Origin of the sequence: Beijerinckia sp. 28-YEA-48 (assembly GCF_900104955.1) — a bacterium.
Classification (GTDB): domain Bacteria; phylum Pseudomonadota; class Alphaproteobacteria; order Rhizobiales; family Beijerinckiaceae; genus Terripilifer.
Genome location: NZ_FNSI01000002.1, coordinates 14,712 through 31,515 on the forward strand (window position 1 = coordinate 14,712; position 16,804 = coordinate 31,515).

The 16,804-nt window shown below is 59.2% G+C and carries 17 protein-coding genes; 11 read left to right on the top strand and 6 right to left on the bottom strand.

Features of this window, described 5'->3' with window-relative positions:
* Positions 1 to 22: 22 nt before the first annotated feature.
* The 4 genes from BLW50_RS27955 (at position 23) to BLW50_RS27970 (ending at position 4,468) form a co-directional block, all read left to right on the top strand.
* Positions 23 to 1,579, top strand: coding sequence for a long-chain-fatty-acid--CoA ligase (locus tag BLW50_RS27955; protein ID WP_090709910.1), 1,557 nt, complete (start codon positions 23 to 25; stop codon positions 1,577 to 1,579).
* Between the two features lie 7 nt (positions 1,580 to 1,586).
* The gene (locus BLW50_RS27960) at positions 1,587 to 2,345 is read left to right on the top strand and encodes an alpha/beta fold hydrolase (protein WP_090709912.1); all 759 of its coding nucleotides are present in this window, start codon (positions 1,587 to 1,589) and stop codon (positions 2,343 to 2,345) included.
* Between the two features lie 67 nt (positions 2,346 to 2,412).
* A complete protein-coding gene (locus BLW50_RS27965) occupies positions 2,413 to 3,276 on the top strand; it encodes an enoyl-CoA hydratase/isomerase family protein (protein WP_090709914.1) in 864 nt (287 codons plus the stop codon).
* Between the two features lie 82 nt (positions 3,277 to 3,358).
* On the top strand, positions 3,359 to 4,468 hold the full coding sequence (locus BLW50_RS27970) for a 5-methyltetrahydropteroyltriglutamate--homocysteine S-methyltransferase (protein ID WP_090709916.1): 1,110 nt from the start codon (positions 3,359 to 3,361) through the stop codon (positions 4,466 to 4,468).
* An 81-nt stretch (positions 4,469 to 4,549) separates the two neighbouring features.
* On the opposite strand, the gene BLW50_RS27975 is transcribed toward BLW50_RS27970, so the two are convergent.
* Complete coding sequence (locus tag BLW50_RS27975) at positions 4,550 to 5,485, bottom strand: LysR substrate-binding domain-containing protein (protein ID WP_090709918.1); 936 nt, start codon at positions 5,483 to 5,485, stop codon at positions 4,550 to 4,552.
* 92 nt (positions 5,486 to 5,577) lie between these two features.
* On the opposite strand from BLW50_RS27975, the gene BLW50_RS27980 reads away from it, so the two are divergent.
* The 3 genes from BLW50_RS27980 to BLW50_RS27990 all read left to right on the top strand — a co-directional run bounded on the left by BLW50_RS27980 (position 5,578) and on the right by BLW50_RS27990 (position 8,799).
* Positions 5,578 to 6,936, top strand: a complete 1,359-nt coding sequence (locus BLW50_RS27980) for an MFS transporter (protein ID WP_090709921.1) — start codon at positions 5,578 to 5,580, stop codon at positions 6,934 to 6,936.
* A 153-nt stretch (positions 6,937 to 7,089) separates the two neighbouring features.
* Positions 7,090 to 7,893, top strand: coding sequence for an HpcH/HpaI aldolase family protein (locus tag BLW50_RS27985; protein WP_090709923.1), 804 nt, complete (start codon positions 7,090 to 7,092; stop codon positions 7,891 to 7,893).
* 21 nt (positions 7,894 to 7,914) lie between these two features.
* Entirely contained in the window at positions 7,915 to 8,799 is an 885-nt protein-coding gene (locus tag BLW50_RS27990) for an amidohydrolase family protein (RefSeq protein ID WP_244544504.1), read from the top strand.
* 78 nt (positions 8,800 to 8,877) lie between these two features.
* Here the strand turns inward: BLW50_RS27990 and BLW50_RS27995 are convergent, their stop codons facing one another.
* The 5 genes from BLW50_RS27995 to BLW50_RS28015 all read right to left on the bottom strand — a co-directional run bounded on the left by BLW50_RS27995 (position 8,878) and on the right by BLW50_RS28015 (position 13,388).
* On the bottom strand, positions 8,878 to 9,579 hold the full coding sequence (locus BLW50_RS27995; protein ID WP_090709928.1) for an ABC transporter ATP-binding protein: 702 nt from the start codon (positions 9,577 to 9,579) through the stop codon (positions 8,878 to 8,880).
* Entirely contained in the window at positions 9,566 to 10,354 is a 789-nt protein-coding gene (locus tag BLW50_RS28000) for an ABC transporter ATP-binding protein (protein ID WP_090709930.1), read from the bottom strand. The genes BLW50_RS27995 and BLW50_RS28000 overlap by 14 nt, the downstream gene beginning before the upstream one ends.
* Positions 10,354 to 11,307 (bottom strand): branched-chain amino acid ABC transporter permease, encoded by a 954-nt coding sequence (locus BLW50_RS28005; RefSeq protein WP_090709933.1) that lies wholly within the window; start codon positions 11,305 to 11,307, stop codon positions 10,354 to 10,356. The genes BLW50_RS28000 and BLW50_RS28005 overlap by 1 nt, the downstream gene beginning before the upstream one ends.
* A 2-nt stretch (positions 11,308 to 11,309) precedes the next feature.
* The gene (locus BLW50_RS28010) at positions 11,310 to 12,182 is read right to left on the bottom strand and encodes a branched-chain amino acid ABC transporter permease (RefSeq protein WP_090709936.1); all 873 of its coding nucleotides are present in this window, start codon (positions 12,180 to 12,182) and stop codon (positions 11,310 to 11,312) included.
* 69 nt (positions 12,183 to 12,251) lie between these two features.
* Positions 12,252 to 13,388, bottom strand: coding sequence for an ABC transporter substrate-binding protein (locus BLW50_RS28015; protein WP_090709938.1), 1,137 nt, complete (start codon positions 13,386 to 13,388; stop codon positions 12,252 to 12,254).
* Between the two features lie 225 nt (positions 13,389 to 13,613).
* On the opposite strand from BLW50_RS28015, the gene paaG reads away from it, so the two are divergent.
* From paaG to BLW50_RS28035, 4 genes are read left to right on the top strand one after another with little or no spacing between them, the layout of a single operon-like run.
* On the top strand, positions 13,614 to 14,408 hold the full coding sequence (gene paaG / locus BLW50_RS28020; protein WP_090709940.1) for a 2-(1,2-epoxy-1,2-dihydrophenyl)acetyl-CoA isomerase PaaG: 795 nt from the start codon (positions 13,614 to 13,616) through the stop codon (positions 14,406 to 14,408).
* Positions 14,405 to 14,851, top strand: coding sequence for a hydroxyphenylacetyl-CoA thioesterase PaaI (gene paaI, locus BLW50_RS28025; RefSeq protein WP_090709942.1), 447 nt, complete (start codon positions 14,405 to 14,407; stop codon positions 14,849 to 14,851). The genes paaG and paaI overlap by 4 nt, the downstream gene beginning before the upstream one ends.
* A gap of 28 nt (positions 14,852 to 14,879) precedes the next feature.
* Positions 14,880 to 16,190 (top strand): phenylacetate--CoA ligase PaaK, encoded by a 1,311-nt coding sequence (gene paaK / locus BLW50_RS28030; RefSeq protein ID WP_090709944.1) that lies wholly within the window; start codon positions 14,880 to 14,882, stop codon positions 16,188 to 16,190.
* A 6-nt stretch (positions 16,191 to 16,196) separates the two neighbouring features.
* Positions 16,197 to 16,796 (top strand): TetR/AcrR family transcriptional regulator, encoded by a 600-nt coding sequence (locus BLW50_RS28035; RefSeq protein ID WP_090709947.1) that lies wholly within the window; start codon positions 16,197 to 16,199, stop codon positions 16,794 to 16,796.
* The last annotated feature ends 8 nt before the right edge of the window (positions 16,797 to 16,804 follow it).

A 16,804-nucleotide genomic window follows, 5' to 3' on the forward strand; every position in this document is an offset into this window, starting at 1 on the left:
TAGAGCAATACTGGATAGTCCGATGCGTTCCATTTCCACAATATTGCCCAGGGCGGCCTCGATGTTTCCCGACCGTCCGGCCCTCGTCGGCGCGACACCCCTGACTTTCGCGGAACTCAACGCGCGCGTCGACCGCCTGGCGAATTGGCTCGGCGAGATCGACATCGCGGCTGGCGATCGCGTCGCGATACTCGACAACAATTCGTCTGCCGTTCTGGAAGCCTACTATGCCTGTGCGACGATCGGGGCGGTTCTCGTCCCAATGAACGTGCGGCTCGCAGCGCCGGAACTGTCTTATGTCCTGCGTGACAGTGGCTCACGTGTTCTTATTCTTGCGGAAGCCTTCTACTCCTTGTTGCCAGCACTCGTCGGCGACACGAAAATCGAAACCCTTCTCGGCATCGGCGATCAGGCAAGGCCGGAAAATGTCCTGTCTTACGAGGCCGAGCTCGCCAAGCCCCGGCAATGGGCCGCCCGACATGTCTTCGAACCCGACGATATCTGCAACATCTATTACACCAGCGGCACGACGGGGAGCCCAAAGGGCGTTTGCCTGACATCGGCTAGCATGTTGGCCAGCGCCATCGACTCGATCATCGACATGCAACTGACTGAGGATGATGTCTTTCTTCACGCAGCGCCGTTGTTCCATCTTGTCGATGCCTGGGCCGTGTGGGCTCTCCCGCTTATCGGCGCGCCACAAGCGGTACTACATTTCGCGCCGGGAGATTTCCTGGCCATCGTCGCCGCGACACGAGCAACGGTCACCTGTTTGCCGGCAACCCTGATCAATATGCTAACCGCTCATCCAGACGTCGGGCGTTTCGATCTGACGAGTCTCCGCTTCATCGCTTACGGCGGCTCGCCGACCCCCCTTGGCATCCTCCAACGTGCGGTCAAGATGATTCCCACCCGCTATATTCACAGCTACGGCGCCACCGAAACGTCAGGCGTCATCACTTTCGCACGTCGAGAGGATTCTAACGTCGACGGTAATCCAGACCAGCTCTCCCGCGTTGCCTCCTGTGGCCGAGCAGTGCCGCATATCGAACTTGCTATCATGCGCGATGACGAGAGTTTCGCGGCCGGCGGCGAGATCGGCGAAATTGTGGTGCGGGGACCGCGCATCATGCGTGGATACTGGCAAAAGCCGAGGGAAACCGCCGAGATTCTGCGAGATGGTTGGTATCATACCGGTGATCTGGGTTATCTCGACGATCATCAGCGGCTCTATATCGTTGACCGCAAGAAAGACATGATCATCAGCGGCGGTGAAAATATCTACTCCGTCGAAGTCGAGAACGTTCTTTCCACTCACCCCGCGATCCACGAAGTTGCCGTCATCGGCGTCCCCGATCCCCGGTGGTCGGAAGCGGTCAAGGCCATTGTCGTCCTGCAAGACGGTACCCACGCGAGCGCCGAAGACCTGATTGCCTTCTGCCGCGGCAAGATCGCGGGCTACAAAATTCCGAAATCCATCGATTTCGTCGTCGGCCCTCTTCCCAAGACGGGTCCTGGAAAGATCGCCAAACGGCAATTGCGCCAGTCCTATTGGGCGCAAGAAACTCGCATCATCTGAGTACAGCATGTCCGAACCAACACATCTCCACGCCCGCCGTATAGGCAGCAACGGACCGCTCGTTGTCCTAGTGCATGGATTGAATGCCAATGGCGACATTTGGCAGCCGTTGATAGCTGCCGCCACCGACTGGCCCGGCCGCTTTCTCATCCCTGACCTGCGCGGGCATGGACGCTCCTTCCATGCAGCGCCTTACAGTTATGCCGGCTACGCCGCCGATGTCGCTTCGCTGTGCTTGCAAAACGAGGAAATCATCGTCGTCGGCCATTCTCTCGGCGGCGTCATTGCCGTTGCCCTCGCCACGGGCTGGTTCGGCGTCACCGTCCGTCACGCAGTCGCTATCAGCGTCAAGACGCACTGGAGCGCGGATGAAATCACCAAATTGCGCTCGCTGGCCAATCGCGATCCTCGTCTCTTCGCGGATCGCTCCGAGGCACTCGATTGGTACCTGAAAGTTTCCGGCCTGAGCGGTCTCACGCCTTCTGATTCCCCATTGGCAGCGAGCGGCATTCACCAAAGCCAGGGCGGTTATCGTCTCGCTTCCGATCAGAAGATCTATGCGGCGACCGGTCCCGCTGTGGAGGACTTCGCCGGCATAGCGAAAGCGCCCATTCATTGGGTAGCGGGCACGCGCGACGCCATGCTGAGCGCAGATGATCTCCGCTCCGTCACCACCCAACCTGAATACATCGAGGGCGGTCACAACATTCACGTCGAGCAGCCGGACCAAGTCTGGCGGACGGTAAGACGCATGACTGGGGTCTAGGATCAACGAAGAGACATCTGATCGCCACTTTGGCGATAACTGAATTCCAACACCTGGAGACAATAAAATGAGCAGTAAAAGCGAGCAATCTGTCGTCCTCGATGAGCGCGGGTTACCCGTCGGCTTTCTCGGCCGCGTGACCGATTTTTTGACCATCGCAACGGAGCAGACGAGCGACGGCATTTTCATCATCAAGCTCAACCGCCCCAACAGGCTCAACGCTTTCGATGAGCAGATGATCCGCGAGATGCGCAGCGTGATCTGGAAGGCTAATTTCGACGATACGATACGTGTCATCGTCATCACAGGCGAAGGCCGGGCTTTCTGCTCAGGCCGCGATATCAACGGGCTTGATTATGAAAACAATCTCGAAACGCCGGGATATCGGGCCTATGTCCGTGCCAACCACGAGCTTTTTGACGATATCGAGGCCATCGAGAAGCCGGTGATCGCCGCTGTGAATGGTATCTGCGCCGGCGGTGGCGTCGAGATGGCCATCGCCTGCGACTTCCGAATGGCTTCCTCCAACGCGACCTTTCTCCTGCCGGAGAACCAGCTCGGCGTCATCCCAGCTTCGGGGGCGTGTTCGCGCATGATTCAGATGATCGGCATCGGGCGCCTGAAAGAAATGGTGATGGCAGCTCTCCCGGTGAGCGCCGAGGAAGCTTATCGTATCGGGCTCATCAACCGCCTGTTCTCCGAAGAAGAGCTTCTGCCGCAGACGATGGCTTTTGCCCGCGAGCTGCTGAAGCGCGCGCCGCAAGCCATGGGCATGGGAAAGCACATCATTAATATGTGCCAGAACGTCGATACCGAAACAGGGCGGCTGCTGGAGCGACTGGGGCAATCGGTACTGATCCGTACCCATGACAACAAAGAGGGTATGACCTCGTTTCGCGAAAAGCGCCGGCCTCATTTCACCGGCAAGTGAACGGGGCCAGTGATCGGGGCGAGTGTGCGCGGCGAGACACCCCCCTTTTCAGTTTTCCGCTCATCGGTAGCAGGAGAGTTTTATGAAGCAAAGACCGCCTTTCCGGGCCGACCATGTCGGTAGCTTCTTGCGGCCTCCGCGGTTGAAGACAGCACGCCAGGAGCACGAGGCGGGACAGATCACAGATACTGAACTCACAGCTATAGAGAACGAAGAAATTTTGACGCTCATCCGCAAGCAAGAGAATGTCGGGCTCAAGCTGACAACAGATGGCGAATTCCGTCGCGCCTGGTGGCATTTTGATTTCTTCGGCTTGTTGGATGGAGTCACGATTGCCGAGACAGATCAGGGTATTCAGTTTCATGGGGTCCAGACGAAACACGAATTGCCCAAGATCACCGGCAAGATCGGCTTTTCCCAGCAGCATCCGTTCCTACAGCATTTCGCCTATTTGAAAGCCAACTCGGGTGTCACGCCGAAAATGACGATACCAGCGCCTACGGTGCTTCACTTCCGTCTGGATGCCAATGCGGTGAAGGGGAGCGGCTATCAGAGCAACGATGATATTTTCGACGATTTGGCAAAAACCTATCGAACCGCGATCAAAGCCTTCTACAACGCCGGCTGCCGCTATCTGCAACTCGACGACACGGCCTGGGCCTATCTATGTTCCCAGGTTGAGATGGAAAAAGCCAAGGCGCGCGGCATCAACACCGCGACGATTGCCAAAGACTATGCGCGTCTACTCAATCAATCGATGGCCGAAAAGCCCGCCGATATGACCATTACCACCCATGTCTGCCGTGGTAATTTTCGCTCCACCTGGATAGCAGAGGGTGGCTATGAGCCAGTCGCCGAGATCCTTTTGAATGAAGTCAAATACGATGGCTATTTCCTTGAGTACGATAGCGAACGAGCCGGCGGTTTCGAACCCCTGCGCTTTCTGCCTAAAGGCAACAAGATCGCGGTGGTCGGCCTGATCACTTCGAAGTCGGGAAACCTCGAGCACAAAGCCGATGTCAAGAGACGCCTTGAGGAAGCTGCTAAATATGCACCTCTGGAGCAGCTCGCGCTTAGCCCACAATGCGGCTTCGCATCGACAGAGGAAGGCAATGTGCTCTCCGAGGAACAGCAATGGAACAAGATGCGAGAAGTGGTTGAGATCGCGGCGGAGGTCTGGGGCAACTCCTAGATTATGTAAATCTGTCGGCCGAGCAGAGTCCCGAAACGCTCCTGACAAAGAGCGTTCTAGGCCTCGAATATCTTGCAGATTCTATGCGAGTTGCCGAGGTTTTCGTAGTCGCGAAGAACGAGCCAGATCTAGCAGCAACCGTCGCAAAATCGCCGAGGCTCCCGTTTCATCGGTAGAGCGATAAGCGACATATAGCCCTGATTTTGCCGCCACCTCCTTGAGGTCGATAAAGCACACACCATCAAGGGCAATGCGGCGCAGACCATCGGGGACGATAGCGACGCCGAGCCCCGCAGCAATCATGCCCATCATGGCCACTGAATTGCGTGTCTCGTGAACAATGTTAGGGAAGAAATCGGCCGCCGTCGCTAGCTCGAAAACATGCTGGAAGAGGCTGATACCCATGTCGCGTGGATAGGTAATGAACGGCTCGTTTCGCAGTTGCGCAATGGAAATACGACGCTCACCGGCGAGTGGATTACTTTCGTGCATGGCGGCAACCAGCGCATTCTCACGCAGCAGTTCCACAGTGACTTCGCTGGTTGGTCGACCCGGTGGTTTGCGCAGGATGCCGAGATCGAGCTCGCGCCGATGCAAGGCTTCGATCTGATGCAAGGATGGCGTATCCTGCAGAATGAGCCTGACGCCTGGATAGGAACGGCGAAAATCATGCAGTGCGCGGTGAAAAAAGGGCTCAAGACCTGCCGATTCCGTAAATCCAATCCGTAGCTCGCCCCCCTCACCACGCGCGACAGCTTGCAGTTCCGCTCTCGTGCTCTCAACTTCCGCCAGAATGCGCCGGGCCCGTTCCAATAGCCCGCGGCCCGCCGGCGTCAACAGAACCCGCTGCTTGGTCCGTTCGAACAACTTCAGGTTCAATTCTTGTTCAAGGGCCTGGATGTGGAGGCTCAGCGGCGGCTGGCTCATGCGTAATCGCTCGGCCGCACGCCGGAAATGCAGCTCCTCGGCGACAGCAACAAAATAGCGCAGGCGGCGCAGATCTAATAGCGAAGACATATCAAGTGGTGTCCAAAACAGTATTAGACACTATCAGGCTTCCCGGCCATTTTCTTATGAAAAGTTAGCTTTCGCCAACCGAGGAGGGAACAATGAGCGGCGCAGCATCCGAGGGGTCCCTGCCGGTTGATCTGAACCAGCTCTATCGCCGTATCACTTGGCGGCTGATCCCATTTCTCATCGTCTGCTACATGTTCGCTGTCATCGACCGTCTCAACATCGCGATGGCCAAGCTGCAGATGCTGCCGGCACTTGGCTTCAGCGAGGCGGTTTATGGCCTTGGTGCTGGTTTTTTCTTCATTGGCTATCTGCTTTTCGACATTCCCAGCAATCTCATTCTCCACCGTGTCGGTGCACGTTGGTGGATCGGCCGCATCATGATCTCCTGGGGCGTGGTCTCTGTCGGCTTTGCTTTCGTCACCACCCCGTTCTGGTTTTATGTGCTTCGCTTCCTGCTCGGCGTGGCGGAAGCGGGATTTTTCGCCGGCCTCGTTCTCTATGCCACCTATTGGTTCCCGGCACCGAAACGGGGTGGAATCTATGCCTTGATTCTGCTGGCAGTTCCGCTCGCCGGCATGCTCGGTAATCCACTCGCTGGCTGGATCATGACGAGCTTCCATAACGCCGGCGGCTTTGATGGTTGGCAACGGCTGTTCATCATCGAGGGATTGCCTTCGATCGTTCTCGGCTTCATCAGCTTGGTGTTCCTGACGAATGGCATTTCCGAAGCATCCTGGCTGACACCGGCTGAAAAAGCCGCTTTGCAAGCCGAACTCGATGCTGAGGAAGCGGCGAAGCCGCCGTCCCGGACGATCGACTTTGTCATCTCGCCCTTGGTGTGGCTGATGTGCGCTATCTGCTTCGCCATCAGTTCCGCTATGTATGCTCTCGGGTTCTGGACGCCGAGCCTGATCCAAGCCGCCGGCGTTACCAGCCCAGTACAAATAGGTCTCTACAGCGCCATTCCCTCGGCGGTAGCGATCCTCCCCCTGCTGTTTGCTGGCTGGAGCGCCGATCGTACCGGCGAGCGCCGTTGGCATGTGGCGGTCCCGCTCATCCTGGCCGGCCTTGCGCTGGCGATCAGCACAACCCACGATGGTCTGGCGACGGCCATCATCTGTCTGACATTGGCGACCGCTGGAGCCTATGTGGCGCTGTCCCAGTTCTGGAATCTGCCAGCGGCAGTTCTGTCAGGCTATGGAGCTGCCGGCGGAATTGCGCTGATCAATTCCATAGGTAATCTCGCTGGCTTCTTCAGTCCATCGATCATCGGCTATCTGAAGACCGCTACCGGCAGCATCACAGCCGGCCTCCTCGGTATAACAGCGATCATCATTCTTGGCGGTCTGTTGACACTCGCCGTGCCACGCCGCCTGGTTGACACGCCGCGCAATGCAGAAAGCAGGTTGGCCGGCGGCACGACGCGGACTAGGCACGAGCTTGCATCATGACCCAAGCAAACCGCCGACAGGCCTGCGCCATACGCTACGCGAACGTCGGCCATTGATCGATACGGTCGACGCTGACCTACCCAGAGCTCTGACGCCGCAAGCTGAGGCGGAAACGGCGCGTCTCTTCCTCAACTTTCTGCGGGATTGATATTCATGTCATCTATCCGAAAGAATCTGCTGCTCGACCGTCTTCGCGCCAATGAGCTGACACTCATGCTCGCCATCCGCACGAGCCGCACACCTGACATCATCCGGATCGCGCATGCAACGGGCCATCATGCCGTCATGCTGGACCTGGAACATTCCACGATTACGCTCGATACGACGGCACAGCTTTGCGGGACGGCGAACGATCTTGGCCTCGTCCCCTTGGTACGGATACCCGAGCGTGAATATGGTGCGATCGGTCGCTTGCTCGACGCCGGCGCAGGCGGCATCGTGGCGCCGCGTGTTGAGACGCCGGTAGAGGCACAGACAATCGCCCGGGCGTGTCGCTTTCCGCCCCGTGGCCAACGATCGCAACTGGCTATGGTGCCGCAATTCGGATTGCGTCCGACACCGGCCTCCCTCCTCAATCCCAAGCTCGATGATGCGACCGTGGTGCAAATTCTCATCGAAACGCCCAAGGGTATCGCCAATGCGGATGCGATCGCCGCAATCGATGGCGTTGACATGCTGGTGATCGGCGCCAACGACCTGACGGCGGAACTCGGCTGCCCCGGTCAGTTCGGCGATCCTCGCGTCAGGGATGCCATTGCGGTCGCAGCCAAAGCCTGTCGGCGTCACGACAAGCTCCTGATGCTCGGCGGGATTTCCGATCTGTCGCTCGTTGCCACCCTGATGCCGCTCGGCATCGCACCGATGCAACTGACCGGCACAGACACCGAAATCCTGTTTGGAGCCATCGAAGCACGGGCCCGAAAATTCACCGAATGGCACGCCGCACAAGCGAGCTAATCCTATCCGGGAGAGCAAATCATGGCTGAAGTAATGACCGAACTTCCCGCTCCTTCACCGATGCGTGAGGCAGCAACCAATACCCCACCCGCATTTCCCGTGCCGGCGCGCGCCTGCGACAGTCATTTCCATGTCTTCGAACCTGGCTATCCGCACAGCCCCAATCGGCTTTACATGTTTCCGGACGGCACATTGACGCAATACCTAAAACTCCTCGATTTTCTTGGGATCGAGCGGATGGTTCTGGTCCAGCCGACCTACTACGGCGACGATAATAGCCTGACTTTGGACACCCTCCGCAAAGTAGGTGACCGCTGCCGGGCGGTCGTTCGGATCGAGGAAGAGACGAGCGATCAGGAGCTCGACCGCTATCACGCACTTGGCGTACGCGCGATTCGTCTCGATCTGTTCGCCCGCGCTCACTGGCCAACCGCCGATATCGTCGCTTACGTGAAACGGATGGCGGCGCGCGCAAGGCCTCGGGGGTGGCATATTCAGTTCTACACCCCCGGCACAATCGTCCGCGATCTCCTCCCTTTCATGGCCGACCTGGAGGACGATTTTGTGATCGACCACATGGGTTACATGCTTGAATCGGACGGGCTGACCGCTGACGATTTCGACCGGCTGCTCGACGTGCTTCGCCTGGGCAAATGCTGGATCAAACTCTCCGGTCCGTATCGGATCGCCAAATATAAGCCGCTGTCGAGCGTTGCACCGATCGCCCAAAAGCTCGTGTCGACGCGACCCGATCGGTTGATTTGGGGGTCGGACTGGCCGCATCTGACCAATGGCCAGCGCGACACCGGCGAGCTCCTCAACCTTCTGATCGACTGGGCACCAGACGAGGCCACGCGCCACAAGATTCTTGTCGACGGACCAGAAAGATTATTTTTCTCCCATTAAGCAGGTGCTGAATTGAAGCTGGCGCACGCATCCTCCCCGCGCCGACGAGACTATGAGCCGAGCATATGGACGGCCGCATTATACCCCCAGATAGGCCGCGCGGATGCGCTCATCCGTGATCAGCTCCTCGGCCGGACCGGACATGGTGATACGGCCGGTTTCCATGACGTAGCCCCGATCCGCGATCTGCAATGCCGCATAAGCATTCTGCTCGACCAACAGCACGGTCATACCCATCCTTTTGAGGTTCTTCACCACATCGAGGATCTGAGCCACCAGGATGGGCGCAAGACCCATGCTGGGCTCATCGAGCAACAGGCAGGCGGGCCGCGCCATCAGCGCGCGCGCAATTGCCAGCATCTGCTGCTGACCGCCCGACAGCCCACCAGCGGCAAGGTTGCGCTTCTCCTTTAGGATCGGAAACAGAATAAAAGCCTCCGCCATGTCTTTCTCGACCCGCGCGTCCGAGAAGAGATATGCGCCAAGACGCAGGTTCTCCTCGACACTCAGATTGGTGAAGATCTGACGCCCTTCCGGTGACTGCGACAAACCCAGCGCCACCCGGCGATGTGCGGGAACCGTCTGTAATGGCTCGCCGCGGAAGACCATACCGCCGCCGCTGATTGGCTGCACCCCAGAGATGCAGCGCAGGAGCGTGGTCTTGCCTGCACCGTTAGCGCCGACCACCGTGACGATCTCGCCCGAGCGTACATCAAGATCGACGCCGTGCAGCACTTCGATACGGCCGTAACGCGAGCGCAGGTTTTCAACCGAAAGCATGGCCGGTCGCCTCCGTCGCTTGCACGCCCAGATAGGCTTCGATCACTTTCGGATTGCGCGCGATCTGTTCGGGTTTACCCTCGGCGATCTTCTCCCCGCGATCGAGCACGACAATGTGGTTGGAGATACGCATCACCAGTTTCATGTCGTGTTCGACGAGCAGGACAGCAACGCCGGATTTAGCCACTTCGGCAACGAAGTGGTCGATCTCCTCCGTTTCAACGGCGTTGCAGCCGGCCGCTGGTTCGTCGAGCAAAAGAATGCGTGGCTCCAACGCGAGCGCCCGTGCGATTTCCAGCCGTTTCAGGGCACCGTAGGAGAGCGAGGATGCCTCTTTGTCGGCGGCACGGTCGAGGCCTACGCGCTCGAGAAGTTGCAAGGCGACAACGCGCGTCGCGGCCGTACGTCGTCGCGAGGCCGGCAAGGCGAACAGGTCTGCCAATAGGCTGCCGCGCTCCTTCAGATGACAACCTGCCATGGCATTTTCCAGCACAGTCATTTTCTGGAAGATCTGCAGATTCTGGAAGGTGCGCGACAGACCGCGCTCGGCAAGCAGATGCGGGGCCATACCCGTGACTCCTTCACCATCGAGCGTCACCGATCCGCGCGCTGGTCGGTAGGCGCCGCTGATCATGTTGAACAATGTTGTTTTGCCGGCGCCATTGGGGCCAATGACCGAGACGATCTCGCCCGGATCGACCTGAAACCCGACGTCATGGACGGCGCGCAGACCGCCAAAGTCAATACCGAGGCCTTCGACGCGAAGCAGCGGCATCACCCCCTCCCGCGCAGCAGCCGGGACAGGCTTGGCACCAACCCAGCCGGCATGAAGATCATCACCAGCATCATGATCAGACCAAGGATCATGTGCTCATATTCCTGCAGCACGGTAAGAGCCTGCGGCAACAGGGTGAGCAACGCCGCCCCGGCCACTGCGCCAGGCACGGACGCAGCTCCTCCGAGTACGGTCATCGTGACCAATTCGATCGAATGCAGAAAGCCAGCGGTATCAGGCGTGATGAACTTGTTCATCAGAGCCAACAACGAACCGGAGATCGAAGCATAGACAGCCGACAGGACGAAGGCGGAAAGCTTGTAACGCGCGACGTCGATGCCGACCGTGCGCGCCGCGATTTCGGAATCGTGCAGCGCCCGCAATGCCCGCCCTGATGGGCTGTCGTAGAGGTTCAGCGCGAGCCACGCTCCAGCGAGCAGACATATTCCGGAGAATGCATACCAAAACTGTGCGTTAGAAAGATTGACGCCGATCGCTTGCAGCAGATTCCGGAGACCAAGCTCCGGCACTTCGTGCCCATCTGGACCTCCGGTGATCGCCGCTTCGTTGGCAAGCACCATCGAGACCAGGATGCCGAAACCCAGCGTCGCGACGGCGAGATAATAACCTTGCAGGCGCAGGATCGGACGGCCGATCAACCAGGCAATTGCCGCACTCAGCGCGGTTCCCAGCAGCATCGCCAGCGCCGGATGCACACCGAGATATTTCGGGGCGAGCGCACAGGCATAGGCGCCTATGCCGGCAAAACCGGCGTGACCGAGACTGATCTGGCCAGCGAAGCCGATCAGAATGACCAGGCCCGTGACCAAAAGGCCGTTGACGAAGATCAGCGCGCCGATGCGGTAATAGAAAGTCGAGGGGAAGCCGAGCGGCGCCAACAGCACGATCACAGCCAGCACAAGCAGGACGAGGTGTTTTGACGACAGCTTCATCGTCACACCCGGTCAGTCGATTTGCGGCCGAACAGACCTTGCGGCATGGCAAACAGCACCACGAGGATCACGATGAAGGCGACTGCATCCTTGTAAACCGAACTGACGTAGCCAGCGGTCAGTGCCTCGATAAGTCCAAGCAGTAAGCCCCCCACAAGCGCGCCAGCCGGGGCGCCCATGCCCCCCAGCATCGCGGCGGCAAAGCCTTTCAGCGCATAGGCGACGCCGAGGTTATAGGTGGTCAAGGTGATCGGCGTCATCAATACGCCGGCCAGCGCACCGATGGCGGCGGACAATGCGAACGAGAGCGTCATCATATAGTCTGTGTTGATGCCGACCATCTTGGCAGCAACACGGTTATTGGAAGTGGCGAGTATCGCTTTGCCAGTCAATGTGCGTGTGAAGAAGATATAGAGCAAGACAAAGACCATTCCCGCGCCGCCGATCACCCACAGCCCCTGCGGCAGAATGGTAGCGCCGCCAATGATAATGGGATCGTCGCCGCTGAATGCCGGAAACCGGTGCAGTTGTTTGTCGAAGACGATCTGTGCAGCACCGCGCAGGAAGACGGATGCGCCGATGGTGATGATAATCAGGCTCACCACCGGAGCGTTGCGCGCGCGTTCGACCGCCAACTCGTTCAGGGCCACGCCGACGGCGGCGGCAACGACAATCGCCAGCAGCGCCGCGAACGGTAGAGGCACGCCCGCATGCCATGCGAAGAAGGTGACCATGCCGCCCAGCATGACAAATTCACCCTGGGCGAAGTTCACCACGTTGGAGGCATTGTAGATGATGGTGAAGCCAAGCGCGACGAGCGCATAGACCGCTCCCACCGTCACGCCAGACAGCACATATTGCAGCAGCTCCGTCACCGCGGTCCCCTTCCGCTGTCGCGAGGCAGGAGCGCGGCCGCAGGTGCCGCGCTCGCTTCTTCGTCGGAATTACTGGACCAACGCCCAGTCGCCGTTCTTGATCTCGAGCATGCGGAAGGCGGCAAGATCAAGGCCCAGGTGATCGGTCGGCGACATGTTGAACACGCCGGTGACGCCGACATAGCCTTTGGTCTGTTCAATAGCTTGGCGGATCGCCTGCGGCTTGGCTTGGTCAGCCCGACCGATGGCATCGACCAATAGCCGCAACGCATCGTGAGCATAACCGCCAAAGGTCGAGGCCGGCGAGCCGGTCTTCTTCTCATAGGCGGTCTTATAGGCTGTCACGACGCCATATTGTGGATCATCCTGCTTGAGCAGATGGGCGACGAGAATGGCCGTGCCCGGCAGCTTAACACCATTGGACGCCGGCCCGGCGAGGTCGATGAAGGCCTTGGAGGCAACGCCATGTGACTGGTAGAGCGGCGTCTTGATGCCGAGCTGGCCATAGTTGCGCGTGACGATCGCCGGCCCCTGACCGAAGCCGGGATTGAGAATGGCCTGCACCCCCGCCTTACCGCGAATGTTGGTGAGCTGCGGCGTCATATCTGCGTCGCTGGGGCCATAGGTCTCGTCGATCAGCACCTCGATGCCGTATTTACCGATGATCTGCAGGCATTGCTTGCGCATCGACGCACCAAAGCCATCGGAACCGGAGATCATGCCGATCTTGGTGATGCCGCTGGCCTTCATGTTCTCGAAGATCTTGGCGCAGGCCATACGATCGGTATGCGGCGTCTTGAACGTCCACGATTGTACCGGATCGACGATCTCTATCGCGCCTGCCAGCGAGATGAAGGGTATCTTGGCGTCGGCGACCACCTGCATGATCGACATCGTGGTGCCGGTCGTAGACCCGCCGATAATCGCGACGACCTCGTCGTCCTCAATCAGCCGCGTCGCAAAGGTGCGCGCCTTATTAGGGTCGCCCGCGTCATCATAGGCGATCAACTTGATTTTTTCGCCCCGCACGCCACCAGCCGCATTGATCTCATCGACCAGCAGGCGCAGCGTCTTTGCTTCCGGATCACCCAACGACGAGGCAGGTCCCGTCTCTGAAACAGTCGCGCCGATCTTGATGTCGGCAAGTGCCGGCCATGCGACGCCGAGCAAGAGCGCAACGGCAACGGTCCTCAAAGCAAATTTCATAGATCCCTCCCAGGTTAAACATATGCGCCCCAACACCGTGGACGCCACGCGCAAAGCAATCCCGAATGTCCGGCAAACCGCCGACACCTCAACGCACTGGCGGGTCCGACACGCTTCTCCCTTATTCCCTCTGACCTTATTATTGACCGACCGGTCGGATTATGCAAGAATTTTGTTGTCGAGATTTCGTAAGCGGTCTCGATCGCGAAATGGGAGGGAGTCGACGTGGTGCAATCCGAAACGCTGCTCGTGTCGATAGCCGACGGCGTCATGACGCTGACGCTGAATCGTCCTGACAAGCTGAACGCCTTCAATGAGGAGATGCATCGCGCCCTTCGCACCGCCGTGGAAAGCGCCGGTAACGAAGCAACGGTGCGTGCCGTTCTTCTGACTGGCGCCGGTCGTGCCTTCTGTGCCGGCCAAGATCTAGGCGATCGCGACCCCCGTAAATCCACCGAGGCACCAGATCTTGGTCATACGATCGAGACCTTCTATAATCCCCTGCTCCGTCTCATTCGCGCCCTGCACAAGCCAATCGTCTGCGCGGTGAACGGCGTTGCCGCCGGCGCTGGCGCCAATATCGCGCTCGCTTGCGATATCGTGCTAGCGGCAAAATCGGCCAAATTCATCCAGGCTTTTTCCAAGATCGGCCTGGTCCCCGATTCTGGCGGCACCTGGAGTCTGCCGCACTTGTTGGGCGAAGCGCGCGCCAAGGGACTGGCGCTCACCGCAGAGCCATTGCCAGCTGAGACGGCCGCGTCTTGGGGCATGATCTGGCGGGCCGTCGACGACGAACAGCTCATGCTGGAAGCCAGCACCCTAGCCAAGCACCTCGCGGCAGGGCCAACCTATGGGCTCGGCCTGACGAAGCAGGCGATACAAGCTGCGGCCACCAATACACTTGACCAACAGCTCGACCTCGAACGCGACCTGCAACGCCTGGCCGGTCGCAGCGCCGACTACGCCGAGGGCGTGGCGGCCTTTCTCGATAAGCGTCAGGCAGAGTTCAAAGGCAAATGACCGTGAACTTCACCGACCCCACCGCCCTCGCGACCGCTTCCGCCGATGCCATGTGGCGCGAAGACCGCGCCAGCCAGCATCTCGGCATGGTGCTGGAACACGTTACGCCGGGCGAAGCAAAGCTCTCCTTCACCGTGACCGACGTCATGACCAACGGCCATCGGACCTGCCATGGCGGCTACCTGTTCACCTTGGCCGATTCAGCCTTTGCCTTCGCGTGCAATAGCTACAATCAGCGCGCCGTGGCGCGTCAGTGCGATATAACTTTCATTGCGCCGGCCTTTCTCGGCGATCGCCTGACCGCCACCGCAAGGGAAATTTCGCGCGTCGGCCGTAACGGCATCTATGATGTCCAGGTGGTCAACCAGAAAGGCGAGCCGGTTGCGGAGTTTCGCGGTCACTCGCGGATCGTCAAGGGAACGCATCTACCGACACCGACATAAGGTCGAACACGCGTTTGGGAGGAATGAGATGGAAGACCTGAGCCCCCGCCCGGGTGACCTTGAACCAATCGAGACGGCTTCGCGGGACGAGATTTCGGCCTTGCAGTTGAAGCGCCTGAAGGCGACGCTTGATCACGCTTACCGCAATTCCTCACATTATCGTGGGAAGTTCGACGAGGCCGGAGTCCACCCGGACGATCTAAAAGCTCTTTCCGACCTGTCGAAATTCCCTTTCACGGTGAAGAAGGATCTGCGTGATGCATATCCGTTCGGCATGTTCGCCGTGCCCCGCGAAAAGCTTGCGCGCATCCACGCTTCGTCTGGAACCACTGGCAAGCCAACCGTCGTCGGCTACACCAAGAACGATATCGACATCTGGGCCAGTGTGATGGCCCGTTCCATTCGTGCAGCCGGCGGTCGTTCTGGCGATATCTGCCACGTTGCCTATGGCTATGGTCTGTTCACCGGTGGCCTCGGCGCACACTATGGCGCCGAGAAACTGGGCTGTACGGTGGTGCCGATTTCAGGCGGCATGACTGAGCGCCAGGTGACACTGATCCAGGACTTCAAGCCACGCATCATCATGGTGACACCGTCCTACATGCTATCCATTTTGGACGAATTCCGCCGGCTCGGCATTGATCCGCGCAGCACATCCCTGGCCGTCGGTATCTTCGGCGCCGAGCCTTGGACCAATGCGATGCGGCAGGAGATCGAGCGCGACTTCGACATGCACGCCGTCGACATCTATGGCCTGTCGGAGGTGATGGGGCCGGGCGTCGCCAACGAATGCGTGGAGACCAAGGATGGTCTCCATGTCTGGGAAGATCATTTCTACCCCGAAATTATCAATCCCGAGACGGGCGACGTGTTGCCTGACGGCGAGATGGGTGAGTTGGTGTTCACTTCGCTGACCAAAGAAGCGCTGCCGATTATCCGCTATCGTACCCGCGATCTGACGCGGCTGCTGCCGGGCACGGCGCGCGCCATGCGGCGCATCGAGAAGATCACCGGCCGCTCCGACGACATGATGATCCTGCGCGGCGTCAATGTCTTCCCGACCCAGATCGAAGAACAAATCTTGAAATGCACCGGGCTTGCACCCCATTTCCAGATCGAGCTCGCGCGCGTTGGTCGCATGGACGACATGATCATCCATGTCGAGGCCATGCCGGATGCGACGGCCTCGGACGCCCGGGCGCACGCGGCCAAGGAACTTGCACACCATATCAAAAGCGTGGTGGGTATCAGTACCAAGGTGAATGTTGGCGACCCTGATTCGGTCGAACGGTCGGCTGGGAAGGCAAGACGCGTCGTCGACAACAGGCCAAGGGGATAGCAGGACATGGCGAGAACGAGAGCCGCCGATTTCGACGACAAACGGCGAAGCATTCTCGACAGTGCGGCCGCAGTCTTCGTGAAACTCGGCATGGAACACGCGTCAATGGCCCAGATCGCCAAGGCCAACAACGTCTCCAAGGCCTTGCTCTATCATTATTATCCCAGCAAGGAATTGCTGCTGTTCGACATTGGGCGGACGCATCTGGTCGAGCTTGAAGCCGCCATCCAGAAGGCCGACCGTCCGGATCTGGACCCCTCGCAAAGGCTCCGCCATTTGATCGGTGGCGTTCTGGAGAACTACCGCACGGCTTCAAATTTCCAGCAGGTGCTGCTCAACGGCATCGGCTCGCTGTCCGAATCGCAGCGCTCGGAGCTGCGACTGATGGAGCGCCGCATCGTGAAGGCGTTTTCTGACGTGCTGGTCGACATCAACCCGGAACTGGGCAAAAACCGTCCGGGCGTGACGCCCGTGACCATGTCACTCTTCGGCATCCTCAATTGGGCCTATACCTGGTTCAAACCCAGCGGCGCGCTAAGCCGCGAAGGCTATGCCGACATGGTGACCACGTTGTTTCTCAACGGCCTGACCTCGCTGAACCGCTGATCGCGGGG